A 23,065-nucleotide genomic window follows, 5' to 3' on the forward strand; every position below is an offset into this window, starting at 1 on the left:
GTAGGTCCGGTGATAGCCGACTGTAATCATCCTCAGGGCCCACGGCGCGTCACACCTGGGTATTACCCCCGGTCAGCCCGATGCTGCGGCCGATATCGGCGAGGGTGGCGTCGAACAGGACGTCCGGGTGCGAGACGTGAATCGGGTAGTTGCCGAAGACTTCCAGGGTCACGTGGCCGTACAGGCGGGCCCAGAACTGGATCATCACGTAGCTCACGCCGAGGTCCAGTTTCTCGGCCGGGAATTTCTGGCCGGAGTCGGCGAGCACCCGCAGCAGATCGGTCTGGAACCGGACCAGGTCGTCGCGCAGCTCGGCGGGGATGAGTTCGGTTGGCGGGGTGACGATCTCGTACTCGTTGAGCAGACGGCCGGCCGCCTCCAGGAACAGGCGGCCCACCGGCTCGCCGAATTGCCGCATGGCGCTGTCGATTCCGGCCGATGCGGGCGAGGCGAAGACCAGGGTGAATTCTCGCCCGTGGGTCAGCGCCCATTCGCGGAAGCCGCGGCAGATGGCGAAGAAGCGCACGCCGGCGTCGTCGGGCACGCCGTCGAGGGCGGCCGCCATATCGCGGGCCAGGTCGAGGCACACATCGCTGCGCACCGCCGCCACCAGGGCCTCCCGCGATTCGTAATAGCGGTACAGCGCGGGAGCGGTGATGCCCAGCTCGCGCGCGATGGCGCGCAGGGTGATGGCGTCCAGGCCCTGCTCCACCAGGAGTGACCGCGCGACGCGCCGGATGTCCGCATCGCTCACCGCGGGCATCCGGCCGCGTCGCTTGGTCTGTGTCATTCGTACTTCCGTTTACTCGTAAGCCACTTGCCAGCTCTTGATGCCATTGAGCCAGCCCGAGCGCAGCCGGACCGGCTCGGAGACCTGGCGCAGGTTCGGCATCACATCGGCGATGGCGTTGAACATGAGGTCGATCTCCAGGCGGGCGAGGTTGGCCCCCACACAGTAGTGCGTTCCGGTGCCGCCGAAACCCACATGCGGGTTCGGGTTGCGCAACACATTGAACTGGTAGGGGTTTTCGAAGTGGCGCTCGTCGAAGTTGGCGGCGCTGTAGAACATGCCGACGCGCTGGCCCTTCTTCAGCTCCTGCCCGCCGAGCACGGTGTCCTGCATGACGGTGCGCTGGAAGGCGACGACAGGCGTTGCCCAGCGCACGATTTCGTCGGGCGCGGTGCGCGGGCGCTGCTCCCGGTAGAGCTCCCACTGCTCGGGGAAGTCCACGAACGCCTTCATGCCGTGGGTGATGGCATTGCGGGTGGTCTCGTTGCCGGCCACCGCCAGCAGGATGACGAACCAGGCGAATTCGTCCGAGGCCAGGCCCTCGCCGTCGACGTCGGCGTTCAACAGCGTGGACATGATGTCCTCGGCCCCGCCCAGATCGACCGGGCACTTGCGCTTCTCCTCGGCCAGATTCCAGGAGTAGCCCATGACCTCGGCGGTGGCGACCTTGTGGTCACCCTCGAAGGTCGGGTCGTTGTAGGAGATCATCTCGTTGGTCCACTGGAAGATCTTGCCGCGATCCTCCTGCGGGATGCCGATGAGCTCGGCAATGGCCTGCAGCGGCAGCTCGCAGGCGACCTGTTCGACGAAGTCGCCGCTGCCGGTCTTCTTGGCCTCGTGCACGATTCGCTCGGCGCGGTCGCGCAGGGCATTGCGCAGGCTCTCCACGGCGCGCGGGGTGAAGCCCTTGGAGATGATGCGGCGCAGCTTGGTGTGGCGGGGCGGATCCTGGTTCAGCAGCAGGAAGCGCTGCACCTCGATCTCTTCGCGCAGGATGTCGCCGTAGAAGCGGATGACGGCGGTGTTCTCCTCCGAGGAGTAGACCTCGGGGGTCTTCGAGATCTCCTTGATGTCCTCGAGCTGGGTGACGGCCCAGTAGCCGTCATCGGTGAAACCGCTGTCCTGCTGGGGGACCCAGTGGACCGGGGACGTGCGGCGAAGTTCGGCGAACTCTTCGACTGGCAGACGCTCGGAAAGCAGATCGGGATCGGTGAAGTCGAAGCCCGACGGGATGGACGGCGCGGACACGGGTACCTCCTTTGGAACACGTTCCAGAGGAGTGAACCACACCACATCACTTTTGTGAACAGGTATTAGTAAATCCCGTTCACTTGATGCGTCAATGGACAAGGAGAGCCCCCGCCGCGTACTGCGGCGGGGGCTCGAATGAGGCTGAGAGGGAAGCTAGTACGCGCCATCACCCCTGGTGACCGCCCCGACAGTCTTCGCGATCAGCAAGAGATCGAGCACCATGGACCAGTTCTCCACGTAGGAAAGATCCAGTCGCATGGCATCATCGGGCGTCAGGTCCGAGCGCCCGCTCACCTGCCACAGACCCGTCACGCCCGGCTTCACCAGCAGCCGCCTGCGCATGACCCCGTCGTAGGAATCCACCTCGCGCTGCACCTGCGGGCGCGGCCCGACGACGCTCATCTCACCGCGCAGCACATTGAAGAACTGGGGTAGCTCGTCGAGGGAGTATTTGCGGATGACCCTGCCGACCGGCGTCACCCGCGGGTCCTCGCGGAGTTTGAAGAACACCGGGTTGCCGCCATTGCCCGCGATGAGCGCGTTGATGTGCGCATCGGCGTCGGCATACATGCTGCGGAACTTGAACATCCGGAACGGCTGGCCGTCGCGGCCGATCCGCTCGGAGCGGTAGAAGACCGGGCCGCGGCTGTCGAGCTTGACCGCGATGGCGATGGCGAGCAGTGTCGGAGCGGTTGCCAGCACCGCCAGCAGGGCGAAGCAGAAGTCGAAGACCTCTTTACGAATCGACTTGGCGCGATCGTATTGCGGCTTCTCCACGTGCAGCATCGGCATATCGGCGACGATGCGGTGGGTGAGCCGGGCGCCGGAGATGTCGACCAGTCCGGGCGCGACAATGAGCTCCACCCCGAGGGGGTCCAATTCCCATGCCATGTGCCGGAAGTCGGCCGGACCCAGGTTGTCGGTGGCGGTGACCGCCACCGTGTCCGCCCCCGTGCGCCGCACCGCGTCGATAACCGAACGGTCGCTTCCCACAATGGGTATCTCCCGCCCGCCCACTTCCAGCGAACTCTCGGCAAGATCGCCCTCGGCATCGCGAGTGCACACGCCGACCACCTGGAATCCGGATTCGGCATCGCGGGAGAAGGCCGCCACCATGGCGCGCGCGGCATCGGGACTGCCGACCACCAGCATGGCCGTGCGGTATTCGCCGCGGGCCCGGCGCTTGGCCACCCGGCTGCGCCAGATGCGGCGCTCGATCATCAGCCCGATCATGCCCAGCGGGAGCGCGATGGCCAGGTAGCCGCGCGCGATATCCACCCGGAGCAGCAGCGAGACAATGGCGACGCCGCCGAACAGCCGCAGCGAGGCCGAGACCACGCGCCGGTATTCCTCTGTGCCGCTGCCGATTACCCGCAGTGACCGGGTGCCGGTGGCGGAGAGCGTGCAGCACCAGGCCAGCGCCAGCACGATCGAGACCGCGGTGTAGCCGACCTCGACCGGGAAGGTCGACGCCAGCGGTGGCGCGGCCGGCCCGCCGAAACGGATTATTTGCGCCGCGCCAATGGCCAGGCACACAACCAGCAAATCGCTGACAGCTAATCGGCGCGCATAATCCCCTTGCCAGCGTTCGCGATCCGAACGCGGTTCCGGCCGCGGCAGCCGGCTCGCGCGCACAGCGCGGCCGGCAGAAATGTCGTAACTCATGAAACGAACGCACCTCCCCCACGGGAGAACTCGGTCCCGATCCCCACTGATCAGTTCCACAGAACGGGCTGACGCCGGTTCCCCAAGGGCTTTCAGACTCATGACAACCGATGGGGCCACCGATCACTTCGGTAGCCAGGGGTCGAATGTTACACACCCGGATCGACGCGGACAGCGAAACCCGCATAGCCCCAATGTTTCCCGGGAAGTCGCGGGCAGCATAGCGACCGGTTTCCCGTTTCCAGCCCCCTATTTCCCCTATTCGCAAAATCGCAGGTCCGCAAGCGCTGGACACGCCGCGTGACCAGCATGTAACCCTTATCGTGCACGACTCGTAAGTTTGCCGACCGAACGCCCGGTTCTGCGGGTCGCAGAAATTTACCCCCTGATCACCATCGCATCACGTCAAGACGGCCAGGGGCCAGGTCAATCCTGTTGTAACGTAAGGCCGGACCGATCCGACCACAGTGCAGCCGGCCTTCCGGTGGTCCGGTCTCGGTGAAAGGTGGGGAAACTGCGTGCAATGCCGTCTTTGTGAATCCAGCAGCCTGATCAGCATTCTCGATCTTGGTGCGACACCGCCCTGCGAGAAGTTCCTGACGGCGTCCGAACTGGATCTGCCGGAGCCGACTTATCCGCTGCATCTGCGGTTGTGCGAGAACTGCCTGCTTTTGCAGATTCCGGCATTGATTACCCCGGAGGAGACTTTCACCGAGTATGCCTACTTTTCGTCCTTTTCGGACAGTTGGGTCAGGCATGCCGAGCACTTCGTGAAACAGGCAATCGCGCGGCTCGGGATGAAAGATTCATCCTTCATGATCGAGGTCGCCAGCAATGACGGCTACCTGCTCCAGCACGCGGTGGCCGCGGGCATCCCCTGCCTGGGCGTCGAGCCGTCGGTGAACGTCGGTGCGGCGGCGCGCGAGAAGGGCGTGCCCACGGTGACCGCCTTCCTGGACGAGCGGCTGGCCGCCGAGATCCGCGCCGAGCACGGCCCGGCGGATCTGGTCGTGGCGAACAATGTGTACGCCCACATTCCGGATCTGCTCGGCTTCACCCGCTCGCTGCGCGCCCTGCTGGCCGATGACGGCTGGCTGTCCATCGAGGTGCACCATGCGCTGAACCTGGTGGCGCTGGGCCAGTTCGACACCATTTATCACGAGCATTTCCAGTACTACACGGTGCTGTCCGCGCAGCGCGCCCTGGCGACGGCGGGCCTGGTGGTGGTCGATGTGGAACTGCTCGGCACGCACGGCGGCTCGCTGCGACTATGGGCCCGCCCCGAGGGCGTCGCCGAACCCTCCGAACGGGTCGCCGAGGTCCTGCGCCTGGAGGCCGAGGCCGGTCTGCACGAGGTGTCCGGCTATCTGGAACTGCGCCCCCGCACCGAGCGCGTGCGCCAGGATCTGCTCCGATTCCTGTTGGACGCCAGGGCTTCCGGCAAACGCGTGGTCGGCTACGGCGCGCCCGGCAAGGGCAACACCCTGCTCAACTACTGCGGCATCCGCACCGATCTGCTCGAGTACACCGTCGACCGCAACCCCTACAAGCACGGTCGCTTCACCCCGGGCACCCGCATACCCATCCACTCCCCCGAGCGCATCGACGCCGACAAACCCGATGTGGTCGTCGTACTGCCCTGGAATCTGGAATCCGAGATCACCGCACAGCTGGCGCACGTCCTGGACCGGGGCGGCGAGCTCGTCTACCCCCTCCCCACCCTGCACAGCGCCCGGCCTGCGGAAAGGCAAGTGAAATGAAGGTCGTACTGTTCTGCGGCGGCTATGGCATGCGCATGCGCAACGGCACCGAGGACATGATTCCCAAACCCATGCAGATGGTCGGCCCGCGCCCGCTCATCTGGCATGTCATGCGGTACTACGCGCACTTCGGGCACAAGGACTTCATCCTGTGCCTGGGCTACGGCGCCGCGCACATCAAGAACTTCTTCCTGACCTATCAGGAGTCGGTCTCCAATGATTTCGTCATTCGCGGCGGCCGGGTGGAGCTGCTGCAATCCGATATCAGCGACTGGACCATCACCTTCGTCGACACCGGGGTGGAATCGCCCATCGGCGAGCGGCTGCGCCGGGTGCGCGAGTATCTGGACGGCGAGCGGTACTTCCTGGCCAACTACGCCGACGTGCTCACCGACGCGCCATTGGACAAGATGATCAACGACTTCCAGGATTCCGGCGCCGCGGCGTCGATGATGATCGTGCCGCCGCAGTCCTCGTTCCACTGCGTGGATGTGAACACCGCCGGCGAAGTCAAGAACATCACCCCCGTCTCGCGGCTGCCCATCTGGGAGAACGGCGGCTACTTCGTGCTCACCCAGGAGGTCTTCGAACTCCTGCCGCCCAATGGCGATCTGGTCGAGGACGCCTGCGGCGCGCTGGCCGCCCAGGGCCGGCTGTTCGGCTATCAGCACCACGGCTTCTGGAAGCCCGCCGACACCTTCAAGGAGCGCGCCGAGCTCGATACCGGATATCAGCGCGGCGACCGGCCCTGGATGGTCTGGGAGCAGTCTCGCCCATGATCCGATTCCACACCGGCGCGATTCGCGAAATCGCGCTGCTGGCAGCGCATTGCGATGACCTGGCCATCGGCATGGGCGGCACCCTGCTGACCCTGGCCGCCGCCGTGCCCGGCGTGCGGATCCGCGCGCTGGTGCTCAGCGGCGCCGGCACCGAGCGGGCCCGCGAGGAGCAGGCCGCGCTGGAATCGTTCTGTCCCGGAGCCGATCTCGATCTGCGCATCCTGGATGTGCCGGACGGCTACGCGCCCGCGCACTGGGAGCGGGTCAAGGACGCGGTGGCGGCCCTGCGGCGCGGCGGCCACGCCGAGGTGGTGTTCGCCCCGCAGCGCGGCGACGCGCATCAGGACCACCGGCTGCTGGCCGAGCTGGCGCCCACGGAGTTCCGCGATCACCTGCTGCTCGGCTACGAGATCCTCAAGTGGGAGAACGATACCCCGCAGCCCACGGTGTTCCATCCACTCGCGGAGGGGGTGGCCGAGCACAAGGCCGCGCTGCTGCTGAAGCACTATCCCTCGCAACGTCATCGGGACTGGTTCGACGAGCAGTCCTTCCTGGCGCTGACGCGGCTGCGCGGCGTGCAGTGCCGCGCGACGCACGCGGAGGCGTTCCTGCTCGACAAGGCCACCCTTACCTTCGGAGGTGCATGATCATGCGTGTTCTCGTCACCGGCCATCAGGGCTATCTGGGCACGGTCATGGTGCCGGTGCTCCAGGAGGCCGGGCATGAGGTCACCGGTCTGGACAGCGGTTTCTTCGCCGAATGCGTGCTCGGCGAGGCTCCGCCCGCACCGCCGGCGCTCGCGGTGGACCTACGGGACGTGACCGTCGATCAGCTGACCGGATTCGATGCCGTCGTGCACCTGGCGGCGCTGTCCAATGATCCGCTCGGCGCGCTGGCGCCGCAGATCACCTACGACATCAATCACCACGCCTCGGTGCGGCTGGCACAGCTGGCCAAACAGGCGGGGGTGCGCCGATTCCTGTACGCCTCCACCTGCTCGGTCTACGGGGCCGCGGGCGACGGGCTGGTCACCGAGGACGCCCCGCTGCGCCCGCTCACCCCGTACGCCGAATCCAAGGTGCGCGTCGAGGACGATGTGGCCGCCATCGCCGATTCCGGTTTCTCCCCGGTGTTCCTGCGCAATGCCACCGCCTTCGGCTTCTCACCGCGGCTGCGCGCCGATATCGTGCTCAACAATCTGGTCGGGTACGCGGTGCTCACCGGTGAGGTGAAGGTCCTCTCCGACGGCACGCCCTGGCGGCCGCTGGTGCACGCGCGCGATATCGCCGCCGCCTTCGCCGTCTGCCTGACCGCGCCCATCGACGCCATCCACTGCCGCGCCTACAACGTCGGCACCGAGGCCAACAACCTCACCGTGGCCGAGATCGCGCGCGCGGTCGTCGACACCGTGCCCGGGTCCACGCTGAACATCACCGGGGAGAGCGGTGCGGACCCGCGCTCCTATCGGGTCGACTTCTCCTACGCCCGCATGGAATTGGGCTTCGAGGCCGCCTGGAGCATTCCCGACGGCGCGGGCGAGCTGTACGGCGAGTACATCGCGCGCGGGCTCACCGCCGAGACCTTCTTCCACCGCTTCACCCGTCTCGCGCACCTGCGATCCCTCCAGGAGTCCGGCGTCCTCGACGAGGAGCTGCGCCGGATCAGGATCGGGGCCTGAGGTGCCGGTCGAGGAGATCGCGCCAGGAGCCCGCGTGCGCATCCCGGTCGGAGACCACGGTCACCGGCTGCGGCCAGGCGATGGCCAGCTCCGGATCGTCGTAGGCGACGCCGATGTCCTCGGCCGGATCGTGCGGGCGGTCGATGCGGTAGCAGACATCGGCCACCGGGCTCAGCGCCTGGAAGCCGTGCAGGAAGCCCGGCGGCACGTACAGGTGCCGGAAGTCGTTGTCGTCCAGCAGGAAAGCCTGCTGGTGGCCGAATGTCGGCGAATCCGGGCGGATGTCGACCAGCACGTCGTGCACCGCGCCGTGGGCGCAGCGCACCAGCTTGGCCTCGCCGCGGCCGAGGCGGCCGTGCATGCCGCGCACCACGCCGCGATAGGACCGCGACTGCGAATCCTGCAGGAAGGTCGCGGCCAGGCCCGGGGTGTCGAGGAAGGCGTCGAACTGCTCGGCGTCGAAGGTCCGGGTGAACAGGCCGCGGCCGTCGCGGAAGGGTTGCGGGGTCAGCACCAGCACGTCGGCGAGCTTGGTGGGTTCGATGCGCACCAGGTCATGGTGCCATGAGCGGGCCGGTGACGCGCGGATGTCGCGGATGCGGCTCCACAACCCTGCACCGGGTGCTGGATCTGGGCAAAATGCCTGCGGCAGACGACTTTCCGGCGCGGGAAACGGTTGCCGACACGGTGCATCCGCTGGCCATGGACCTGTGCGCGGACTGCGGGCTGGCGCAGCTCGCCGAGGACGACACCGTCACCGCCGAACCGCGCGGGGTGGAGCCGCAGGCCCTGCGGGATCAAGCCGCCGACGCCCTGCACCGGGTGGCCGCCGCCGGGCGGCTGTCCGGGCGTACCGTGCGGGAGTTCGGCAGCCCGCACGGCGGCAGCTGGCTGCCCCTGCTCGCCGAGCGCGGGTTCACCGAGACCGCCGGGCCCGCCGATGTCGTCATCGACTGTTTCGGCATCATGCACGAACCCGATCAGCGGGCCGCGTTCGCGGCGCGGGCGGCCGCCACCGCACCCGGCGGCGTGCTGCTGCTCCAATTCCATTCGCTGCACGCCATCGTCTCCCAGGGGCAGTGGAATGCCTTGCGGCACGGGCACTTCGCCTATTACTCGCTGGCCGCATTGCGCCACTTGCTCGAAGACGCCGGGATGTCTCTCGCGACCGCTTGGGAGTTCGAGCTGTACGGCGGCACCATCCTGGTCGCCGCCGTCCATGCACCGGCGGTGGCGGACGAGACGATCACCCGCATCATCGAGGCCGAAGCATCGGTCACCCATCCGGAAACGGTCCGGCGGCTGCAACGCGACGCCGATCGCCAAGCGCGGCTGCTGCGCTCCTGGCTCGACCACGAAAAGGCCACGGGGCGACGTGTTTACGCCTATGGGGCGGCTTCACGCGCGGTCGCGCTCTTCCATCTCGCGGGCCTGGACGCCACGGTGCTGACCGCGGTGGCCGACGCCTCTCCCGCCAAACAGGGGCGGCGCATGCCCGGCTCCGATGTGCCCATTGTCAGCCCCGCCGAACTGGTTGCCGCACAACCGGATCTGGTGCTGCTCACACTGCCCGACCTGCTCCCGGAGGTGCGGTCGCGCTGGCCCGAACTGGAGGGGAGGTGGGTTGTGGATCCGCCCGAATGTCCTTGACCATCAGTGTGATTCATGGCAGATCGGCATAGAATAACAACGTTCGGCAGGGGAATTCTTGTACGCGTAGCTATTACGCGACGCACAACCTGATGAGGGAATGGGGAACATCATGAAGCGTTCGCAGTACATCCGTACACGCGCCACCGCGCGCACCATGGCCGTCGCGGCGGCCCTCACCGTCGGCCTAGCCTTGGGCGCCAGTCCTTCCGGCGCCGCCATCGACAGCACCAACTCCATCGTGGACCGCAACGACCGCACGGTGGAGGCCATCCAGTCCGATACGCGCATCAGTTTCGTGGCGCCGCTGGACGGCAATCCCCTGACCCGCGAATGGTTCCACGACGGGCGCGCCTCGTTCCGGGTGTCCGGCCCGGGCTGCGACAACTGGGAGGGCCGCATCACCCTCGGCTATCAGGTCGGCTATCCCGCCACCCTGGACGGCAAGATCCGCTTCCAGTGGTGGACCCCGAGTCTCGGGCTCGAGCTCGACGACTCCCCCGGCGTCAATCTGGGTCAGCTCATTCCGCAGGCCGGCATCGAGCTGGCGGTCGGTTTCGGTCCGGGCATCCAGACCATCGAGGCCGCCAGCGGCGAGATCTCCGGCAGCGACGGCTTCATCCAGATGTCCGGCTTCCACGGCACCGTGAGCGGGGTGCTCGGGCAGGTCACCATTCGCCCGTGGGTGTCCGTGGTGAGCAGCGCCGGCGATACGGTCGTCACCTACGGTCCGCTCTGGACCATTTAACCCCCTTAGTGCAGCAGTTCCGGGCGGCGGAGGACAGTGGCCGTCGCCCGGATACGAACCCGCTCGGCCGCCGCCCGCGCCAGCCGTAGATCACCGCCGAGCACCGCGCCGCGGCCCACGAACTCCGGATATTCCGTGCCGAGCCGGTGATGGAAGCGCAGCATCTCGGTCAGCTTGCTGACCGTGGAGGTGTTGCTGCACAGGTTGAAACTCGAATTACGCCAGGCGGCGAGCACTTCCGGCATGCCGAAGAAATTCCCGAAGGCGCACACCCGGGCGAAGAGATCCACATCCATCGGGAACACCAGATCGCCGCGGAAGCCGCCGACCCGATCGAAATCCGCCCGCCGGAACACCGCCGCGGCCGTCGGCCCGAAATCGGCGGGCCCGCGCCGGACGATGGTGCGCATGAGCGTGCGCACATCCTGCCGGCCCAGCAGATTCGGCAGTCCGAGCCCGGTCTCCTCCACCGCGCCGTCCTCGTCGATGACCTCGAATTTCGACGAGCAGATCGCTATTCCATTGTCCCCCATGACCTCGAGCTGCTTGTCCAGCGCGCCCGGCAGCAGGATGTCGTCGCTGCACACCACTTTCACCAGGCGTCCGGCGGACAGGAAGACCGCCTTGTTCCAGTTCTCCCCGATCGGCAGCGTCTCGTCATTGCGGTGCACCCGCACGCGCGGGTCGTCGAAGGATTTGGCGATGGTGCCGGTCTCGTCGGCGCTGGCATTGTCGAGGACCAGCACCTCGCATTCGGTGTCCTGCGCCAGAATCGAGCGCAGCGTGGTCTCGAGCGTGCGCGCCGAATTGTAGGCCGGTACGCACACCGACAAGTTGGCCATGACTCCCCCTGCGGTTCTACTCGGCAGTGTCGGGCACGAGCCGGAACACCCGTTCCAGACCCGCGCGGCCGGCGTCGATCTGCTCGACTGCCTTCTGCTGCAGCGTATCCCGCAGTTCCGACGCCGACTCCCACAGTTCCCGAACCGCGCGTGTCAGTTCGGACTCCAGGTTGTCGACGTCGCAGTGCACGATCCGCAATCCGGCGCCGAACATGTCGGCCAGCCCATAGAACTTGTCGTCGTAGTACTGCGAGGCTGTTACAGCGACCGCCGGAATACCTTGGGAGAGTGCGAATACCGCCAGGTGGTAGGCGCTGGTGACGAGTATGCGGCAGCGTGAGACCTGGCGGGCGACATCCGCCGCGCTGCCGCCCCGGCCGATGACCGGCCGCACCCGTGGCGCGCCCGCCAGCAGCGGCAGGGTGTAGGTGCGGTCCTCGGAGTCGTATTCGGAGATGATGAGCGGCGAGAGCGCGACGTCGAACTCCTCGGCCCGCGCCCGCACCACCGCGCCGAGGGTGTCGCGGGCGGAATCGCTGACCTTCGAATAGTCGGCGATGCGCAGGCAGACGCCCAGGTCGGCGCCGATCTCCGGACGCCGCATCCGATAGGAGAATTCGACGGCGTCGTCACCGGTGACCAGGACCGATTCGGCGGGCACGCCCAGTTCGGCCAGCAGTTTTGGCCCGCGCACACCCTCGCGCAGCGCGATCAGATCGACGCCGGGCAGCACCTGCTCCGCGCGGCGCACCAGTTCCGGATGCTGCATGGGCCCGAGTCCCTGGCCGAGCATGACATTCGGGATGCCCAGCCGCTGGGCCTGCTCGAGCAGGTTCAGGGTGCGATGCGCCTGATACAGATCGACGTCGGTCATGTAGCCGCCGCCCTGCGCGATGACCAGCGAGGCGGTCCGGATGGCCGCCGGGACCGGCGGCAGCTCCGGGATGCCCGCGGGCTCCGGTTCGCGTTCCCCGCGCAGCATGTCGCGCACCTGCTTGCGCGCCCCGCGCAGATGATGTTTGGGCACTTCGGTGGCGGCCCGCCACTGCAAAGCCGCAGGACCGACCAGCTTTGTACCGACCAGCGCGTCCACCTGCCCGGCCAATCCGCTTCTGCCCCAATGCCCGCCGGCGGCCGCGAACACCGGTTCGGCCTCGGGCAGGACCGCCCGCAGCACCCGCGGCTGGTCGGTGAGCATGCCGATCCGCGCGCCCGGCCAGCGTTCCCGCAGCCGTTGCACGGTCATCACCATCATGGCGATATCCCCGCGATTGCGTAACCAGTACTCGCCGTTGTCGACGAGTATCCGGTACCCGGCACCATCCCCCGCGCCAGATGTCCCCAACTCGAGATTCCTTCCGGAGCCCGGCAATGCCGGTAGTTCTATGCCGAGCACGAATCCGCAGCGAATCTATCGCAGATCATCGAGGTGCGCACAGCGCAGCATCGACCACCTCGTCGAGGTCGATGTTACGGGAGCGCGCGGCGAGGATATCCGGAATCTGGTTCATGCCCACGGTGACCGATCGCTCGGCGGTTGCCCCGCCGTAGACGAAACTGCCGTGCATGGTGCCGCCATGCCCCCAGGCTTCGCTGCCGCAGGACGTGGTCCAGCGGAAAAGCCCCAGCCCGAAGTCCTCCGAGCGGCGCGCGTCGCCGGTCGTCACGGTGCGCTGCATCTCCGCCAGCTGGGCCGGCGCGACGACTCGCCCCGCCAGCAACGCCATGAAGAATCGATTCAGATCCGCGCCGCTGGACACCATCGCCCCGTCCGGAAGTCCCCAGCCGGGATCGATATCGGTGATGTCGATCCGGACGCCGTCGAATTCGTGGTAGGCCCGCGCATGCGGTCCGCGCAGGACCGATTCCGCCGGATACAGCGGCCAATACGTGTCGTGCAATTCCAGCGGTATGAGAATTCGCCTGGTCACCTCGATTCCCACCGGCATCCCGGTCACCCGCGCGATCAACTGCCCCGCGAGCAGATAGTTGGTATTCGAATACTGCGCCTGCTCCCCCGGCGCGAACTCGGCCGTCTTCCCCATCCCGACGCCGATCAGCTCCTCCACCGGCCGCCCGGCCCGCAGCGCGGCCACCGACTCCAGGTCCAGATCATTGAGGTAGTCCGGGATCCCACTGGTGTGCTGCAACAGATTTCGCACGGTGACGGCATTCCCGTCCCCGCCCGGCGCATGCACCACCCCCGGCAGATACCGCTCCACCGGCGCATCCAACTCGACCCGCCCCTCCCCCACCAGCTGCAACACCACCGCCGCCACAAAAGTCTTGGTATTACTGGCAATCCGCATCTGCGCGTGATCCGGGAACCCTGCCCCCGTCCCGAGATCCCCCACCCCACTGACGATATGCGTATCCACCCCACCCTCGCTGAGCACCAATTGCGCCCCCGGCACCGCCACCCCGGACACAATCGAGTCCAACCCGGTCCGCAGCGTCTCCGCCATCGTGCTCGGCTGCGCCAGAGCACCCTGCCCACCTGTCAGGACCATGACCACCACGGCGACGATCCCCAGAGCAATCCGCATGCGTCCTCCTGCACCGGGACCGGCCTGCGCACCGGCTACCAACTCATACGGGCCACACCCCGAACAGGTTCGAACCCAGGGTAATTCGAAATCAGGCCGGGAACAGCGGGCTGGTGAATTTGGAGCAGAGCCAGCGGCCGTCGACGTAGTCCATGGCCATGGTGATGTTCTCGGTTTCGGTGGTGTCGGGTTTGCCCTGGGTTTGGTTGAGGACCGTGACGTCGGCGGTGAGTTCGTAGTGGGTGCCGGAGCCGGAGGTGACGGTGCAGTTGGCGTTGGTGCCGCGGCTCTTCTCCGAATCGGCCTCCACCAGGAGGCGGACGGTGGGGAGGATGGTTTGGGCTTGGGATTTCCAGGAGCCGGTGGCGCCGGCGAGGACCTTTTCCTGCCAGGCGTCGCCGTTGGCGTAGTCGTAGGTGGACATGAGGAGGGCGTGGTCGCAGGCGGCTCGGATGGCGGCCTCGCGGGAGGGGTCGGTGGCGGAGATGCCCGGGCCGCCTATGTCGGCGGCGCCCCATTTGATATGCAGTGCGCCGGTGCCGAATCCGAGGCCGATGGCCAGGGCCAGGGCCAGGACGAATACCGCTGCGGCGGCGGCCAGCAGGCGCTTGCGGGCGCGGCGAGGCGGGACCGGCGGGGGCGCGGGGCTCAGCTGGAGCGGTGGGTGAGTGCCGGGCTGGGTCGGCGGGCGGCCGGGCTGGGTGATCGCGTAGCCGATCTGTGTCGGCACGCTGGTGTGGTGATCGGTCGGCGCGCCGGGTGGGGCGTAGGCGGGCGGGGCGGCCAGGGCGTGGGCGGCCGCGGCAGCGAGTTCGCCGCAGCTGTTGTAGCGGTGGTCGCGGTTCTTGGCGAGGGCGCGTTCGATGACTTCGTCGAAGGCGATGGGTACGTGGGGGTTTCGCCGGCTGGGGCGTGGGATCGGGCCGTTGAGGTGGCCGTTGACCAGTTGTGCGGTGCTGCCGCCCTGGTACGGGAGTTCGCCGGTGAGCATGTGGAAGAACGTGCAGCCCAGGGCGTAGACGTCGGCGCGCTGGTCGACGTCGGCGCGGAGTTCGAACTGCTCCGGGGAGGCGTATTGGAAGCTGGCGTACATTTCGCCGGTGCGGGTCATGCCGGTGGTCTGGTCGAGGGCCTTGGCGATTCCGAAGTCGGCCAGGAACACCCGTTGCTCCGGGCCCCATTCCAGCAGGATATTGGCGGGTTTCACATCGCGGTGCAGGACGCCGGAGCGGTGCGCGTGGTCCAGGGCCCTGGCGGTTTCGCCGAGGATGCGGACCGCGTGGTCGGGGCGGAGGGCGCCCTCGCGCAGGACGGCGGCCACATCGGTGCCCTCGATGTACTGCATGGCCATCCACAGCCGGTCGGCTTCACGGCCGCGGGCGTAGACGGCGACGATATTCGGATGGCCCAGCCGCGCGGCGGTATCGGCCTCGCGCAGGAAGCGTTCGCGGACCTCGGGCTCGCCGGCCATGGCGGGACTGAGCAGCTTCAAGGCCACCGGGCGCGGCAGATCCCGATCGCGGGCCAGATACACCTCGCCCATGCCGCCGACGCCGAGCAGCCGCTCGATGCGGTAGCCCGCGAATGTCTGCCCCTGCGCGAGAGTCCTCGCCACGACCCCACTACCTCCGAGTACTACATGCTGCCGATCACCGTAACGCACAATCGATAAGGACAGCGGTCCGGTGGACCGAGGCGCACCTGGGGGTTAGTCATGCCGCGCATGTCATTGCGGACGCACCGTGCCATCGTGCTCGTCCTGCTCATCCCGATATCGACCGCGGTCACCGGCTGTGCCGTCAGCGGAACCCCGGTGGCCGGTGAATCCGATGTGCGGGGCCTGGACGTGGGCGCCTACGAGGTGAATCGGCACACCTACGACCAGGATTCGCGCGGGGCGGGCGCATTGCTGGAGGGCATTCGCATGTCCGAGGCGCTGCCGGCGGGACCCGCCATCGACAGTTCGCTCATCGTCGGTCTCGGCGGCGATGTGGTGCTGGACGCCGAGGCCGCCGAGGACAACTATCTCGCCTACGGTTCCGCGGCCGTGCTGAGCCGCCACGAGATGGTGACCGCCTACGGCATGGACACCGGCGATGCCGACTATCCGCCCGGGGAGGACGTGCCCGCGCCGACCACCACCACGGTCAGCGACCTGGTCATGCGCTTTCCCAGCGAAGCCACCGCCAAACTGGCCGCCCGCGAGCTGGAGGATGTCGACTTCGCCTTCGCCGCCGACCAGAACCGCCGGCTGAACCTCGCCGAGTTCCCGGATGCCTACATCCACTGGCGGCCGTCGGTCGCCAGTATCGGAGTCTTCCTGGCGCACAAGGAATTCGTGGTGTCCCTCTACATCCAGCGCCCCAACGCCGACTCCGCGGACCTGTTGAACTGGGTGCGCAAGTCCCTGACCCCGCAGGTGGCGCTGCTGGACAGCTTCGCCGCGACTCCGCAGGACAAACTCGACACCCTGAAGGTGGATCCGGACAATATGCTCGCCCGCGTGGTCACCTCCGACCGCGGCGACCGCACCCCCGATCCCTACACCTTCGCCGTCTACGGGCCGGCCAGCTATATCCACAATGCCTACGAGCAGTCCTTCGCCACCCGCCAGCTCACCGGGGCCGGCGTCGACCGCATAGCGGTGCTCGACAATTCCTGGCTGCACCGCGCCCGGGACACCGCCGCGGCCACCGAACTGCTGAAAGGCTTTGTCGGCGAACTGCCTTCGGAATACAACGGCATCCCGGCCCCCAAGTCGGTGCCGGGCGCGAAGTGCTTCCTCTACAGCGGCGCCGACACGGCCGCGTCCCCCTACCGCTGTTACGTCAGCTACAAGCGCTATCTCGCCGTTCTCAACAGCGATACCGAAGCCGACGTACTCCAGAAGGCGGCCGCCCAATACGCCCTGCTCGCCAACAGCTTGTGATCCGAGGTTTCACCATGTCCCGCAAGACCTTCCGGAGCATCCGCCGCATCGCGCCGGTCCTGCTGGCCGCCGCGCTCACGGGCGTGGCGGGCTGCGCCGTGCCCGGCACTCCGATGGCGGGGGAATCCGATGTGCGCAGTCTCGATATCGGGGCGTACCCCGTGGATCGCCATACCTACGAACAGGATTCGCACGGGGCGGGCGCGCTGCTGGAGGGCATGCGCATGTCCGAGGCCGTGGCCACCGGACCGCGCATCGACCACAGCCTCATCGTGGGCCAGGGCAGCCGGGTCGTGGCCGATGCCGCCGAGGCCGAAGCGGGCTTCCTCGCCGCCGGGTCCGATGCCGTGCTGTCCCGCCACGAATTCGTCGTCGGCTACGGCGCGGGCAGTTCCGACACCCTGGAGCCGACCGACGAAACCCCCACCGCCACCGCGGTTGTCGATCTGGTCATGCGGTTTCCCACCGATGCCGCCGCCAAGGCCGCCGCTCGCGACCTCGAGGACGTCGACTTCGCCTTCGCGCCGGAGCAGAACCAGCGATTGAGCCTGGCCGAGTTCCCGGACGCGTACATCCACTGGCGGCCGTCGGTCGCCAATATCGGCGCCTTCTGGCCGTACGGCGAGTTCATCGTCTCGCTGTTCATCCAGCGTCCCAGCGCCGATTCGGCCGATCTGCTGGAGTGGGTCCGCAAGACCCTCACCGCCCAGCGCGACGTGCTGGACGCGTTCCGCCCGACCGACTCCGGCAAACTCCCCTCGCTCCGGGTGGATCCGGACAATCTGCTCGCGCGGGTGGTCACCTCCCAGCGTGGCTTCCGCACCCCGGATCCGGACAGCTTCGGCGTATACGGACCGTCCCGTTTCGTACACAGCGTCCTCGATTCGGTGCTGAGCGAACGCCTGCTCACCGATGCGGGCGCGGATCGCCTCGCCATTGTCGACAGCGGCTGGATCCTGCGCGCCCGGGATGCGCGTGGCGCGACCGCGCTGGTCAGCGGTATCGCCGGAAGTATCGGAACCGGATTCGATGTCATCGACGGCCCCGCGGGGGTTCCGGGCGCGAAGTGCTTCACACGCAATTCCGAGGGTGATCCCACCAATGCCGGGTTCCGCTGTTATGTCTCGTACAAGCGCTACGCGGCCTTCGTCGACAGCGATGACGAGACCGATGTGCGCCGCAAGGCCGCGGCGCAATACGCCCTGCTCGCCAATAGTCTCTGACGCCGTCGGCCGCGCCATCGCCCCAGCTGAACGGTCGGTTCGTTGCGGATCGATTGCCCGCCTCGCCGGGCGGATTCGCATACACTTGCGCTGCAAGAGTGTTCGAGTCGCGGGCTCGGCTCGGGTGGGCGATGAACCCTGGGGGTGAGGGTTGGTGACTGTGCCGTTTCGGGTGCATATGACGGGGTCGGAGTGGTTCGCCGCGGCGCCGGGCGGGCTCAATCGGTATTTCACCGATCTGTATCTCGCACTGGCCGGGATTCCTGAAATCGATGTCACCGCAATCGCTTTCGGAAACGCACCGGTTGGTGCGCAATCCTGGGGACCCACCGGTGGCAGCACCGCCCGCCGGGTGCGGGCGGCCATCTCCGATCCGCGCGGGCTGCCGCGCGAGACCGTCGTGGACCGGCATTTCTGCCTGTACGGTCCGGCCGCGCTGCGAAATCCGCTGGTAGTGCACTTTCACGGCCCGTGGGCGGCGGAGAGCCGAATGGCCGGTGAGAGCGCCCGGACGGTCCGGGCGAAGTACCTCATCGAACGGCTCCGGTATGCGCGGGCCGATCGGTTCGTCGTGCTGTCCGACCACTTCCGGCGGTTGCTGATCGATGACTATCGCATTCCCGAGCGCAAGGTCCGGATCATTCCGCCCGGTGTGGATCTCGACCGCTTCGCGACCGCCGAACCGACCGTCTCCTCCGGAACGGTGCTGTGCGTGCGCCGCCTCGAACGCCGCATGGGCATCGATGTGCTCATCGGCGCCTGGCCGCGGGTGCGCGCCGCGCATCCGGACGCGCGGCTGGTCATAGTCGGAACCGGGACCGCCGAAACGGAATTGCGTACGCTGGCGGCGGGCGACGAGTCCATCACCTTCACCGGTCCGGTCAGCGATGTCCGGCTCACCCGGTTGTACGCCGCGGCGGATCTGACCGTCGTGCCGTCGCTCGCACTGGAGGGCTTCGGCCTGATCGCCCTCGAATCCCTCGCCGCGGGCCGCCCGCCCATTGTCGCCGACTGCGGCGGCCTGCCCGATTCGGTGCGCGAGCTGGATCCGAGCCTCATTGTGCCGCCCGGCAATGCGGACGCCCTGGCCGCGCGCCTGCGCAGCGCCCTGTCCGGCGAGCGCCCCGGCGCGAAACAGTGCCGGGCCCATGCCGAAACGTTCTCCTGGGCTGTGGCCGCCCGGCGGCACCGGGATCTCTACGCGGAACTGGTCGGACCATGACACCGCTCAAGGCCGTCTTCCTCGCGCACACCGCGGCGCCCTCCGGCGCCGAGCTCGCCACCCTGCGCATGGTGTCGGCCATGCCCGCCGGGCAGACCGCGGTCGTCTACACCGAGGACGGGCCCATGCTGCGCCGCATGGCCGAACGCGGCATCGAAACCCGACTGGTCCGCAATGATTTCGATTCCCGCGCGATGACCATTCGGAAGGCCGGAGTGCGCAGCCTGCTCACCGGAGCCGCCGGCCTGCTGAAACTGGGCTGGGCGCTCGGCGACACGATGCGCGAACTGGAGGCGACGGTGGTGATCGCGAGCAGCTCCAAGGCGCTGCTCATGGGCGCGGTGGCGGCCCGGCGCGCCCGGGTGCCGCTGGTCTGGCATGTGCACGACCGGGTTTCGGCCGACTACTTCGGGCGATGGCTGGCGCTGGTGATCCGGTTGCTCGGGCGGGTGGCGGCGCGCGGATACATCGCGAACAGCCGCGGCACGCTGGCCTCGCTGTGGACCTGGCGCAAACCGGTCCTCGTCGCCTATCCGGGCGTCGAATTCCCCGCGCACGACGACCGTTCCGGGGAGCCCGCCGAACAGCGGCCCCCCGCCGAAACCGTCATCGTGGTGGTCGGCCGGCTGGCGCCGTGGAAGGGCCAGGACCATTTCCTGCGCGCCCTGGCCGGCGTCCGGGTGCTGCCGCGCGATGTGTATCTCGTGGGCGGCGCCTTCTTCGACGAGGAGGCCTACCGCGCGGAACTCGAGGTCCATGCCACCGCCCTGGACCTGCCGGTCACCTTCACCGGCCACGTCGAGGATCCCGAACCCTATCTGCGGCACGCGGATATCCTCGTGCACTGCTCGGTGCTGCCCGAACCGTTCGGTCAGGTGGTGGTGGAGGGCATGCGCGCCGGCTGCGCCGTCATCGCCACCCGGCCGGGCGGTCCGGAGGAGATCGTCGAGCCCGGTCTCAACGGCCTGCTGGTGGACGCGGGCGACCGCGCCGGGCTCACCCACGCCCTGGACACGCTCATCGCCGATCAGGAACTGCGCACCAAGCTCGCCGATGCGGCCCGGGTACGCGCCCGCGACTTCGATGTGGCGCAGACCGCGCGGGCCGTCACCGACTTCCTCACGCGACTGTCCGGAAGCCGGTGGCGCCGTGGATGATCCGACCGAGCCGCTACCCATTGTCGACCCGCCGACCAGGCCCTTGCGAACGCTGGGACGGCTGCGCCAACGGCGTCAGATGCGGCAGGGAATCCCACCGGCTGATCCACGCGGCTTCGAACACGACCGGTCCTCCCGCGATTCGGGTCCCATGATGCGGCCGGGCCTCGCCCGCGACGCACCCGGCCCCCAACCGACCGGTTGGATGTTCGCCGCGGATGCTGGACCGCCCCCGCCAACGGCCTACGCGGACCGAGCGGCCTCGGACTACGCCCTGCTCGGCGAGGATGGACCCCAGCGCGATCCAACCGGCGCGTTCGCGCCCGGGGGCACCGACCAGCCGGGTACCGGCCGGTCGGGCACCAGCCACGCGGACACCGGCGGCCCAGGCTCCAGCCGCACGGGCACTGGTGGCACGGACACAGCCGGCGCGGGCACCGGCGGCACGGACACCGGCAGCGCGCGGGCCGCACCGGCCCCGAGGCGCGGCAGCGGTCGGCATCGCAAACAGGCGACCGGCGGATTCGGTGGTATCGGCGGGATTCTGCGTGATATCGGGCTGGTCACCTTCGGTAAGTACGGGCAGTACATCATCACGCTGGTCACGGTGCCGCTGCTGGCGCGCACGCTCGGTCCGCACGGGACCGGTCTGCTGGCGATCGGCATGTCGTCGTATTTCATCGGTTCGCTGCTGGTCGATCTCGGTGTGACGCAATTCCTGGCGGCGCGCGTGCACGAGGAGGGCACCACCACCCACGACATCAATCGGCTGCGCGGAACCTATCTCGCCATTCGCGCCGTCACCCTGACCGTCATCGGCGTCGCGCTGCTGGGCAGCCTCGCCTTCGGCGCGCATCCGATCCTGCACATGGTGCTGTTGGGCCTGTTCGCCGGTGGCTTCTGGTCGATCTCGGAGGACTGGCTGCTGATCGGCCAGGGCCGATTCGGCTCGTCCACCATGTATCAGGGCGTGGGCCGCATCGGATATCTGATCCTGCTGGTCGCCCTGCTGCCGCGATTTCCCATTGCCGCACTGGCGCTGCTGTGCCTGCTGGTCTCCTCGATCGCCACCGTCACGCTCACCTGGTGGGATTCCATCCGCACCTACGGCCCGCCCGCCCGGCCGCACGGCATCAAGACCGTCCTGCGCATGGCCGCACCGATTTTCACCTCCCGCCTGCTGGTGACCGGCTACGGCCAGGGTTCGGCCGCGGTCTACGGCGCATTCCTGGCTACGGCCTCACTCGGCCTGTACTCCGCCGGCGACCGCCTCGTGCGCGCCATCCAATCCACCCTGGATCCCATCGGTTTCGCGCTGCTGCCGCGGATGGCCAAGCGCAGCAAGGACGATCGATTCTGGCGCAACTCCATCCAGGCGCTCGCCATGTGCGTCGCCCTGGCCTGCGTCGCCACCGCCGTGGTGTGGGCGCTGGCGCCGGTGCTCATCCATCTCATCTTCTCCGACGAGTTCGACGGCGCGATCCCGTTGCTGCGCTTCGAAGTGCTCATCCTGCCCGCCACCACCGTCACCTCCTATGTCACCACGGCCATCCTGCCGGTCAAGCAGGACACCATGGGCGTCCTCATCGGCGCGATCATCGGGACCTGTATCGCGGCCGTCGCCCTGGCCTTCGCGGTGCGCACCGAATCGGTGTGGGCATTGGTCTATGGCACCGTTTCCGCGGAAATCGGCGTCGCCGTGTGGTACATCATCCGGGTACGGTGGCTGATCGTCCGGGAACGGACGAGACGCAGTGGGGCGATCGGACCGGCCGCCGTGCTGATGCACAAGGGGGACTTGGCATGAAGGTCTTGTTCGTCGGCGATGACTGGGTGGGCAGTAACGCGCGCTCGCTCGCCGATGGGTTCCGGCAGGCGGGGCACGAGGTGGTGGTCGTCGACACCACCGCGGTCACGCTGCCGGCGCGGCTGTCGCCGCCGTGGGTGTATTCGAAACTCGCCCATCGGCGAGCGCCGTGGAATGTGCAGGCCGTGCATCGCGAGATCGAGGCCGCGGCGGCGGATTTCGTCCCGGATGTGCTGTTCGCCTTCAAGGCCGTGCATCTCGATCAGCAGCGGCTGCTGGACGCCCCGGCGGCCCTGCACGTGCACTACAGCCCCGACGATGTGTCCAATCCCTACAACACCAGCCCCGAGTACCTCGCGCACGAGTCGCGGTGGGATCTCATCGTCACCACCAAGTGGCACAATGTGCCCGAACTGCGGGCGCGCGGCGCACGCTCCGTGAAATTCGTTCGTAGCGCTTACGATCCGGCATGGCATCGGCCCTGCGCGCGCCGCGGGGCGAAACGATTCCTGGCCGGTTTCATCGGCGCGGTGCGACCGGACCGTCAAGACCTCTTGGTATCCCTGGCGCGCGAGTTCGGCGGCGATATGCTGCTGCGCGGTCCGGGCTGGCGGCGCGTGCGACCGCTGTGGGGCACGGGCGCGAATATCGGCGGGCCGGTCTACGGCGAGCACTTCTCCGCCGCCGTCGCCTCCGTCACCGCCAATCTGGTGCTGCTCAATTCCGACAATCGCGATACCCACACCTGCCGCACCTTCGAAATCCCCGCCGCCGGTGGGCTTTTCGTGGGCGAACGCACCGACGAGCACGCCGAGCTGCTCCAGGACGAAACCGAGGCCTTCCTGTTCTCCGGCCCGGTCGAACTGCGTGACATTCTCGGCCGCTGCGCCCGGTATCCGGATCAGGTCGCCAAGATCGCCGAGGCGGGGCATCGCCGCATCCTCGCCGACGGGCATCGCTATGTGGATCGGGCGCGCGAAATCATCGACGCCCTCGGATGACTCGTAACGACAGGAGA

20 protein-coding genes are annotated in these 23,065 nt (G+C 67.9%); 12 read left to right on the forward strand and 8 right to left on the reverse strand.

What is annotated here, in order from left to right:
- Positions 1 to 49: 49 nt before the first annotated feature.
- The 3 genes from ACFVIV_RS09630 to ACFVIV_RS09640 form a co-directional block, all read right to left on the reverse strand.
- Entirely contained in the window at positions 50 to 790 is a 741-nt protein-coding gene (locus ACFVIV_RS09630) for a TetR/AcrR family transcriptional regulator (RefSeq protein ID WP_379194394.1), read from the reverse strand.
- Positions 791 to 802: 12 nt separating this feature from the next.
- On the reverse strand, positions 803 to 2,038 hold the full coding sequence (locus ACFVIV_RS09635; protein WP_379194396.1) for a cytochrome P450: 1,236 nt from the start codon (positions 2,036 to 2,038) through the stop codon (positions 803 to 805).
- Positions 2,039 to 2,194: 156 nt separating this feature from the next.
- Positions 2,195 to 3,706, reverse strand: a complete 1,512-nt coding sequence (locus ACFVIV_RS09640) for a sugar transferase (protein ID WP_379194398.1) — start codon at positions 3,704 to 3,706, stop codon at positions 2,195 to 2,197.
- Between the two features lie 518 nt (positions 3,707 to 4,224).
- Here ACFVIV_RS09640 and ACFVIV_RS09645 point away from each other — a divergent pair.
- From ACFVIV_RS09645 to ACFVIV_RS09660, 4 genes are read left to right on the forward strand one after another with little or no spacing between them, the layout of a single operon-like run.
- Entirely contained in the window at positions 4,225 to 5,466 is a 1,242-nt protein-coding gene (locus ACFVIV_RS09645) for a methyltransferase domain-containing protein (protein WP_379194400.1), read from the forward strand.
- A complete protein-coding gene (locus ACFVIV_RS09650) occupies positions 5,463 to 6,245 on the forward strand; it encodes a sugar phosphate nucleotidyltransferase (protein ID WP_379194402.1) in 783 nt (260 codons plus the stop codon). The genes ACFVIV_RS09645 and ACFVIV_RS09650 overlap by 4 nt, the downstream gene beginning before the upstream one ends.
- Positions 6,242 to 6,892, forward strand: a complete 651-nt coding sequence (locus tag ACFVIV_RS09655; protein ID WP_379194404.1) for a PIG-L deacetylase family protein — start codon at positions 6,242 to 6,244, stop codon at positions 6,890 to 6,892. The genes ACFVIV_RS09650 and ACFVIV_RS09655 overlap by 4 nt, the downstream gene beginning before the upstream one ends.
- 2 nt (positions 6,893 to 6,894) lie before the next feature.
- A complete protein-coding gene (locus tag ACFVIV_RS09660) occupies positions 6,895 to 7,923 on the forward strand; it encodes an NAD-dependent epimerase/dehydratase family protein (RefSeq protein WP_379194406.1) in 1,029 nt (342 codons plus the stop codon).
- Here ACFVIV_RS09660 and rfbC read toward each other — a convergent pair.
- Entirely contained in the window at positions 7,907 to 8,473 is a 567-nt protein-coding gene (gene rfbC, locus ACFVIV_RS09665) for a dTDP-4-dehydrorhamnose 3,5-epimerase (protein ID WP_379194408.1), read from the reverse strand. The two genes, ACFVIV_RS09660 and rfbC, sit on opposite strands and share 17 nt — an antisense overlap.
- 14 nt (positions 8,474 to 8,487) lie before the next feature.
- Between rfbC and ACFVIV_RS09670 the strand changes: the two genes are divergently transcribed.
- The gene (locus tag ACFVIV_RS09670; RefSeq protein ID WP_379194410.1) at positions 8,488 to 9,573 is read left to right on the forward strand and encodes a class I SAM-dependent methyltransferase; all 1,086 of its coding nucleotides are present in this window, start codon (positions 8,488 to 8,490) and stop codon (positions 9,571 to 9,573) included.
- Positions 9,574 to 9,685: 112 nt separating this feature from the next.
- Positions 9,686 to 10,321 carry an MspA family porin gene (locus ACFVIV_RS09675; RefSeq protein WP_379194412.1) on the forward strand — a complete coding sequence of 212 codons (636 nt, stop codon included), beginning with the start codon at positions 9,686 to 9,688 and terminating at the stop codon, positions 10,319 to 10,321.
- 5 nt (positions 10,322 to 10,326) lie between these two features.
- Here the strand turns inward: ACFVIV_RS09675 and ACFVIV_RS09680 are convergent, their stop codons facing one another.
- The 4 genes from ACFVIV_RS09680 to ACFVIV_RS09695 form a co-directional block, all read right to left on the reverse strand.
- On the reverse strand, positions 10,327 to 11,163 hold the full coding sequence (locus tag ACFVIV_RS09680) for a glycosyltransferase family 2 protein (RefSeq protein WP_379194414.1): 837 nt from the start codon (positions 11,161 to 11,163) through the stop codon (positions 10,327 to 10,329).
- Between the two features lie 16 nt (positions 11,164 to 11,179).
- Complete coding sequence (locus ACFVIV_RS09685) at positions 11,180 to 12,508, reverse strand: polysaccharide pyruvyl transferase family protein (RefSeq protein ID WP_379194416.1); 1,329 nt, start codon at positions 12,506 to 12,508, stop codon at positions 11,180 to 11,182.
- 76 nt (positions 12,509 to 12,584) lie between these two features.
- Entirely contained in the window at positions 12,585 to 13,709 is a 1,125-nt protein-coding gene (locus ACFVIV_RS09690; protein WP_379194418.1) for a serine hydrolase domain-containing protein, read from the reverse strand.
- 91 nt (positions 13,710 to 13,800) lie between these two features.
- Positions 13,801 to 15,324 carry a serine/threonine-protein kinase gene (locus ACFVIV_RS09695; protein ID WP_379194420.1) on the reverse strand — a complete coding sequence of 508 codons (1,524 nt, stop codon included), beginning with the start codon at positions 15,322 to 15,324 and terminating at the stop codon, positions 13,801 to 13,803.
- Between the two features lie 108 nt (positions 15,325 to 15,432).
- Between ACFVIV_RS09695 and ACFVIV_RS09700 the strand changes: the two genes are divergently transcribed.
- The 6 genes from ACFVIV_RS09700 to ACFVIV_RS09725 all read left to right on the forward strand — a co-directional run bounded on the left by ACFVIV_RS09700 (position 15,433) and on the right by ACFVIV_RS09725 (position 23,048).
- Positions 15,433 to 16,638, forward strand: coding sequence for a hypothetical protein (locus ACFVIV_RS09700; RefSeq protein ID WP_379194422.1), 1,206 nt, complete (start codon positions 15,433 to 15,435; stop codon positions 16,636 to 16,638).
- 14 nt (positions 16,639 to 16,652) lie between these two features.
- Positions 16,653 to 17,861 carry a hypothetical protein gene (locus ACFVIV_RS09705; protein ID WP_379194424.1) on the forward strand — a complete coding sequence of 403 codons (1,209 nt, stop codon included), beginning with the start codon at positions 16,653 to 16,655 and terminating at the stop codon, positions 17,859 to 17,861.
- A gap of 178 nt (positions 17,862 to 18,039) precedes the next feature.
- Positions 18,040 to 19,083 carry a glycosyltransferase family 4 protein gene (locus tag ACFVIV_RS09710; RefSeq protein ID WP_379194938.1) on the forward strand — a complete coding sequence of 348 codons (1,044 nt, stop codon included), beginning with the start codon at positions 18,040 to 18,042 and terminating at the stop codon, positions 19,081 to 19,083.
- Positions 19,080 to 20,240, forward strand: coding sequence for a glycosyltransferase family 4 protein (locus tag ACFVIV_RS09715; RefSeq protein WP_379194426.1), 1,161 nt, complete (start codon positions 19,080 to 19,082; stop codon positions 20,238 to 20,240). Before ACFVIV_RS09710 ends, ACFVIV_RS09715 begins: the two co-directional genes overlap by 4 nt.
- A gap of 532 nt (positions 20,241 to 20,772) precedes the next feature.
- A complete protein-coding gene (locus tag ACFVIV_RS09720; RefSeq protein ID WP_379194939.1) occupies positions 20,773 to 22,047 on the forward strand; it encodes a lipopolysaccharide biosynthesis protein in 1,275 nt (424 codons plus the stop codon).
- Entirely contained in the window at positions 22,044 to 23,048 is a 1,005-nt protein-coding gene (locus ACFVIV_RS09725) for a glycosyltransferase (RefSeq protein WP_379194428.1), read from the forward strand. Before ACFVIV_RS09720 ends, ACFVIV_RS09725 begins: the two co-directional genes overlap by 4 nt.
- Positions 23,049 to 23,065 lie beyond the last annotated feature (17 nt).

Origin of the sequence: Nocardia sp. NPDC127526 (genome assembly GCF_042672265.1) — a bacterium.
Lineage (GTDB): Bacteria > Actinomycetota > Actinomycetes > Mycobacteriales > Mycobacteriaceae > Nocardia.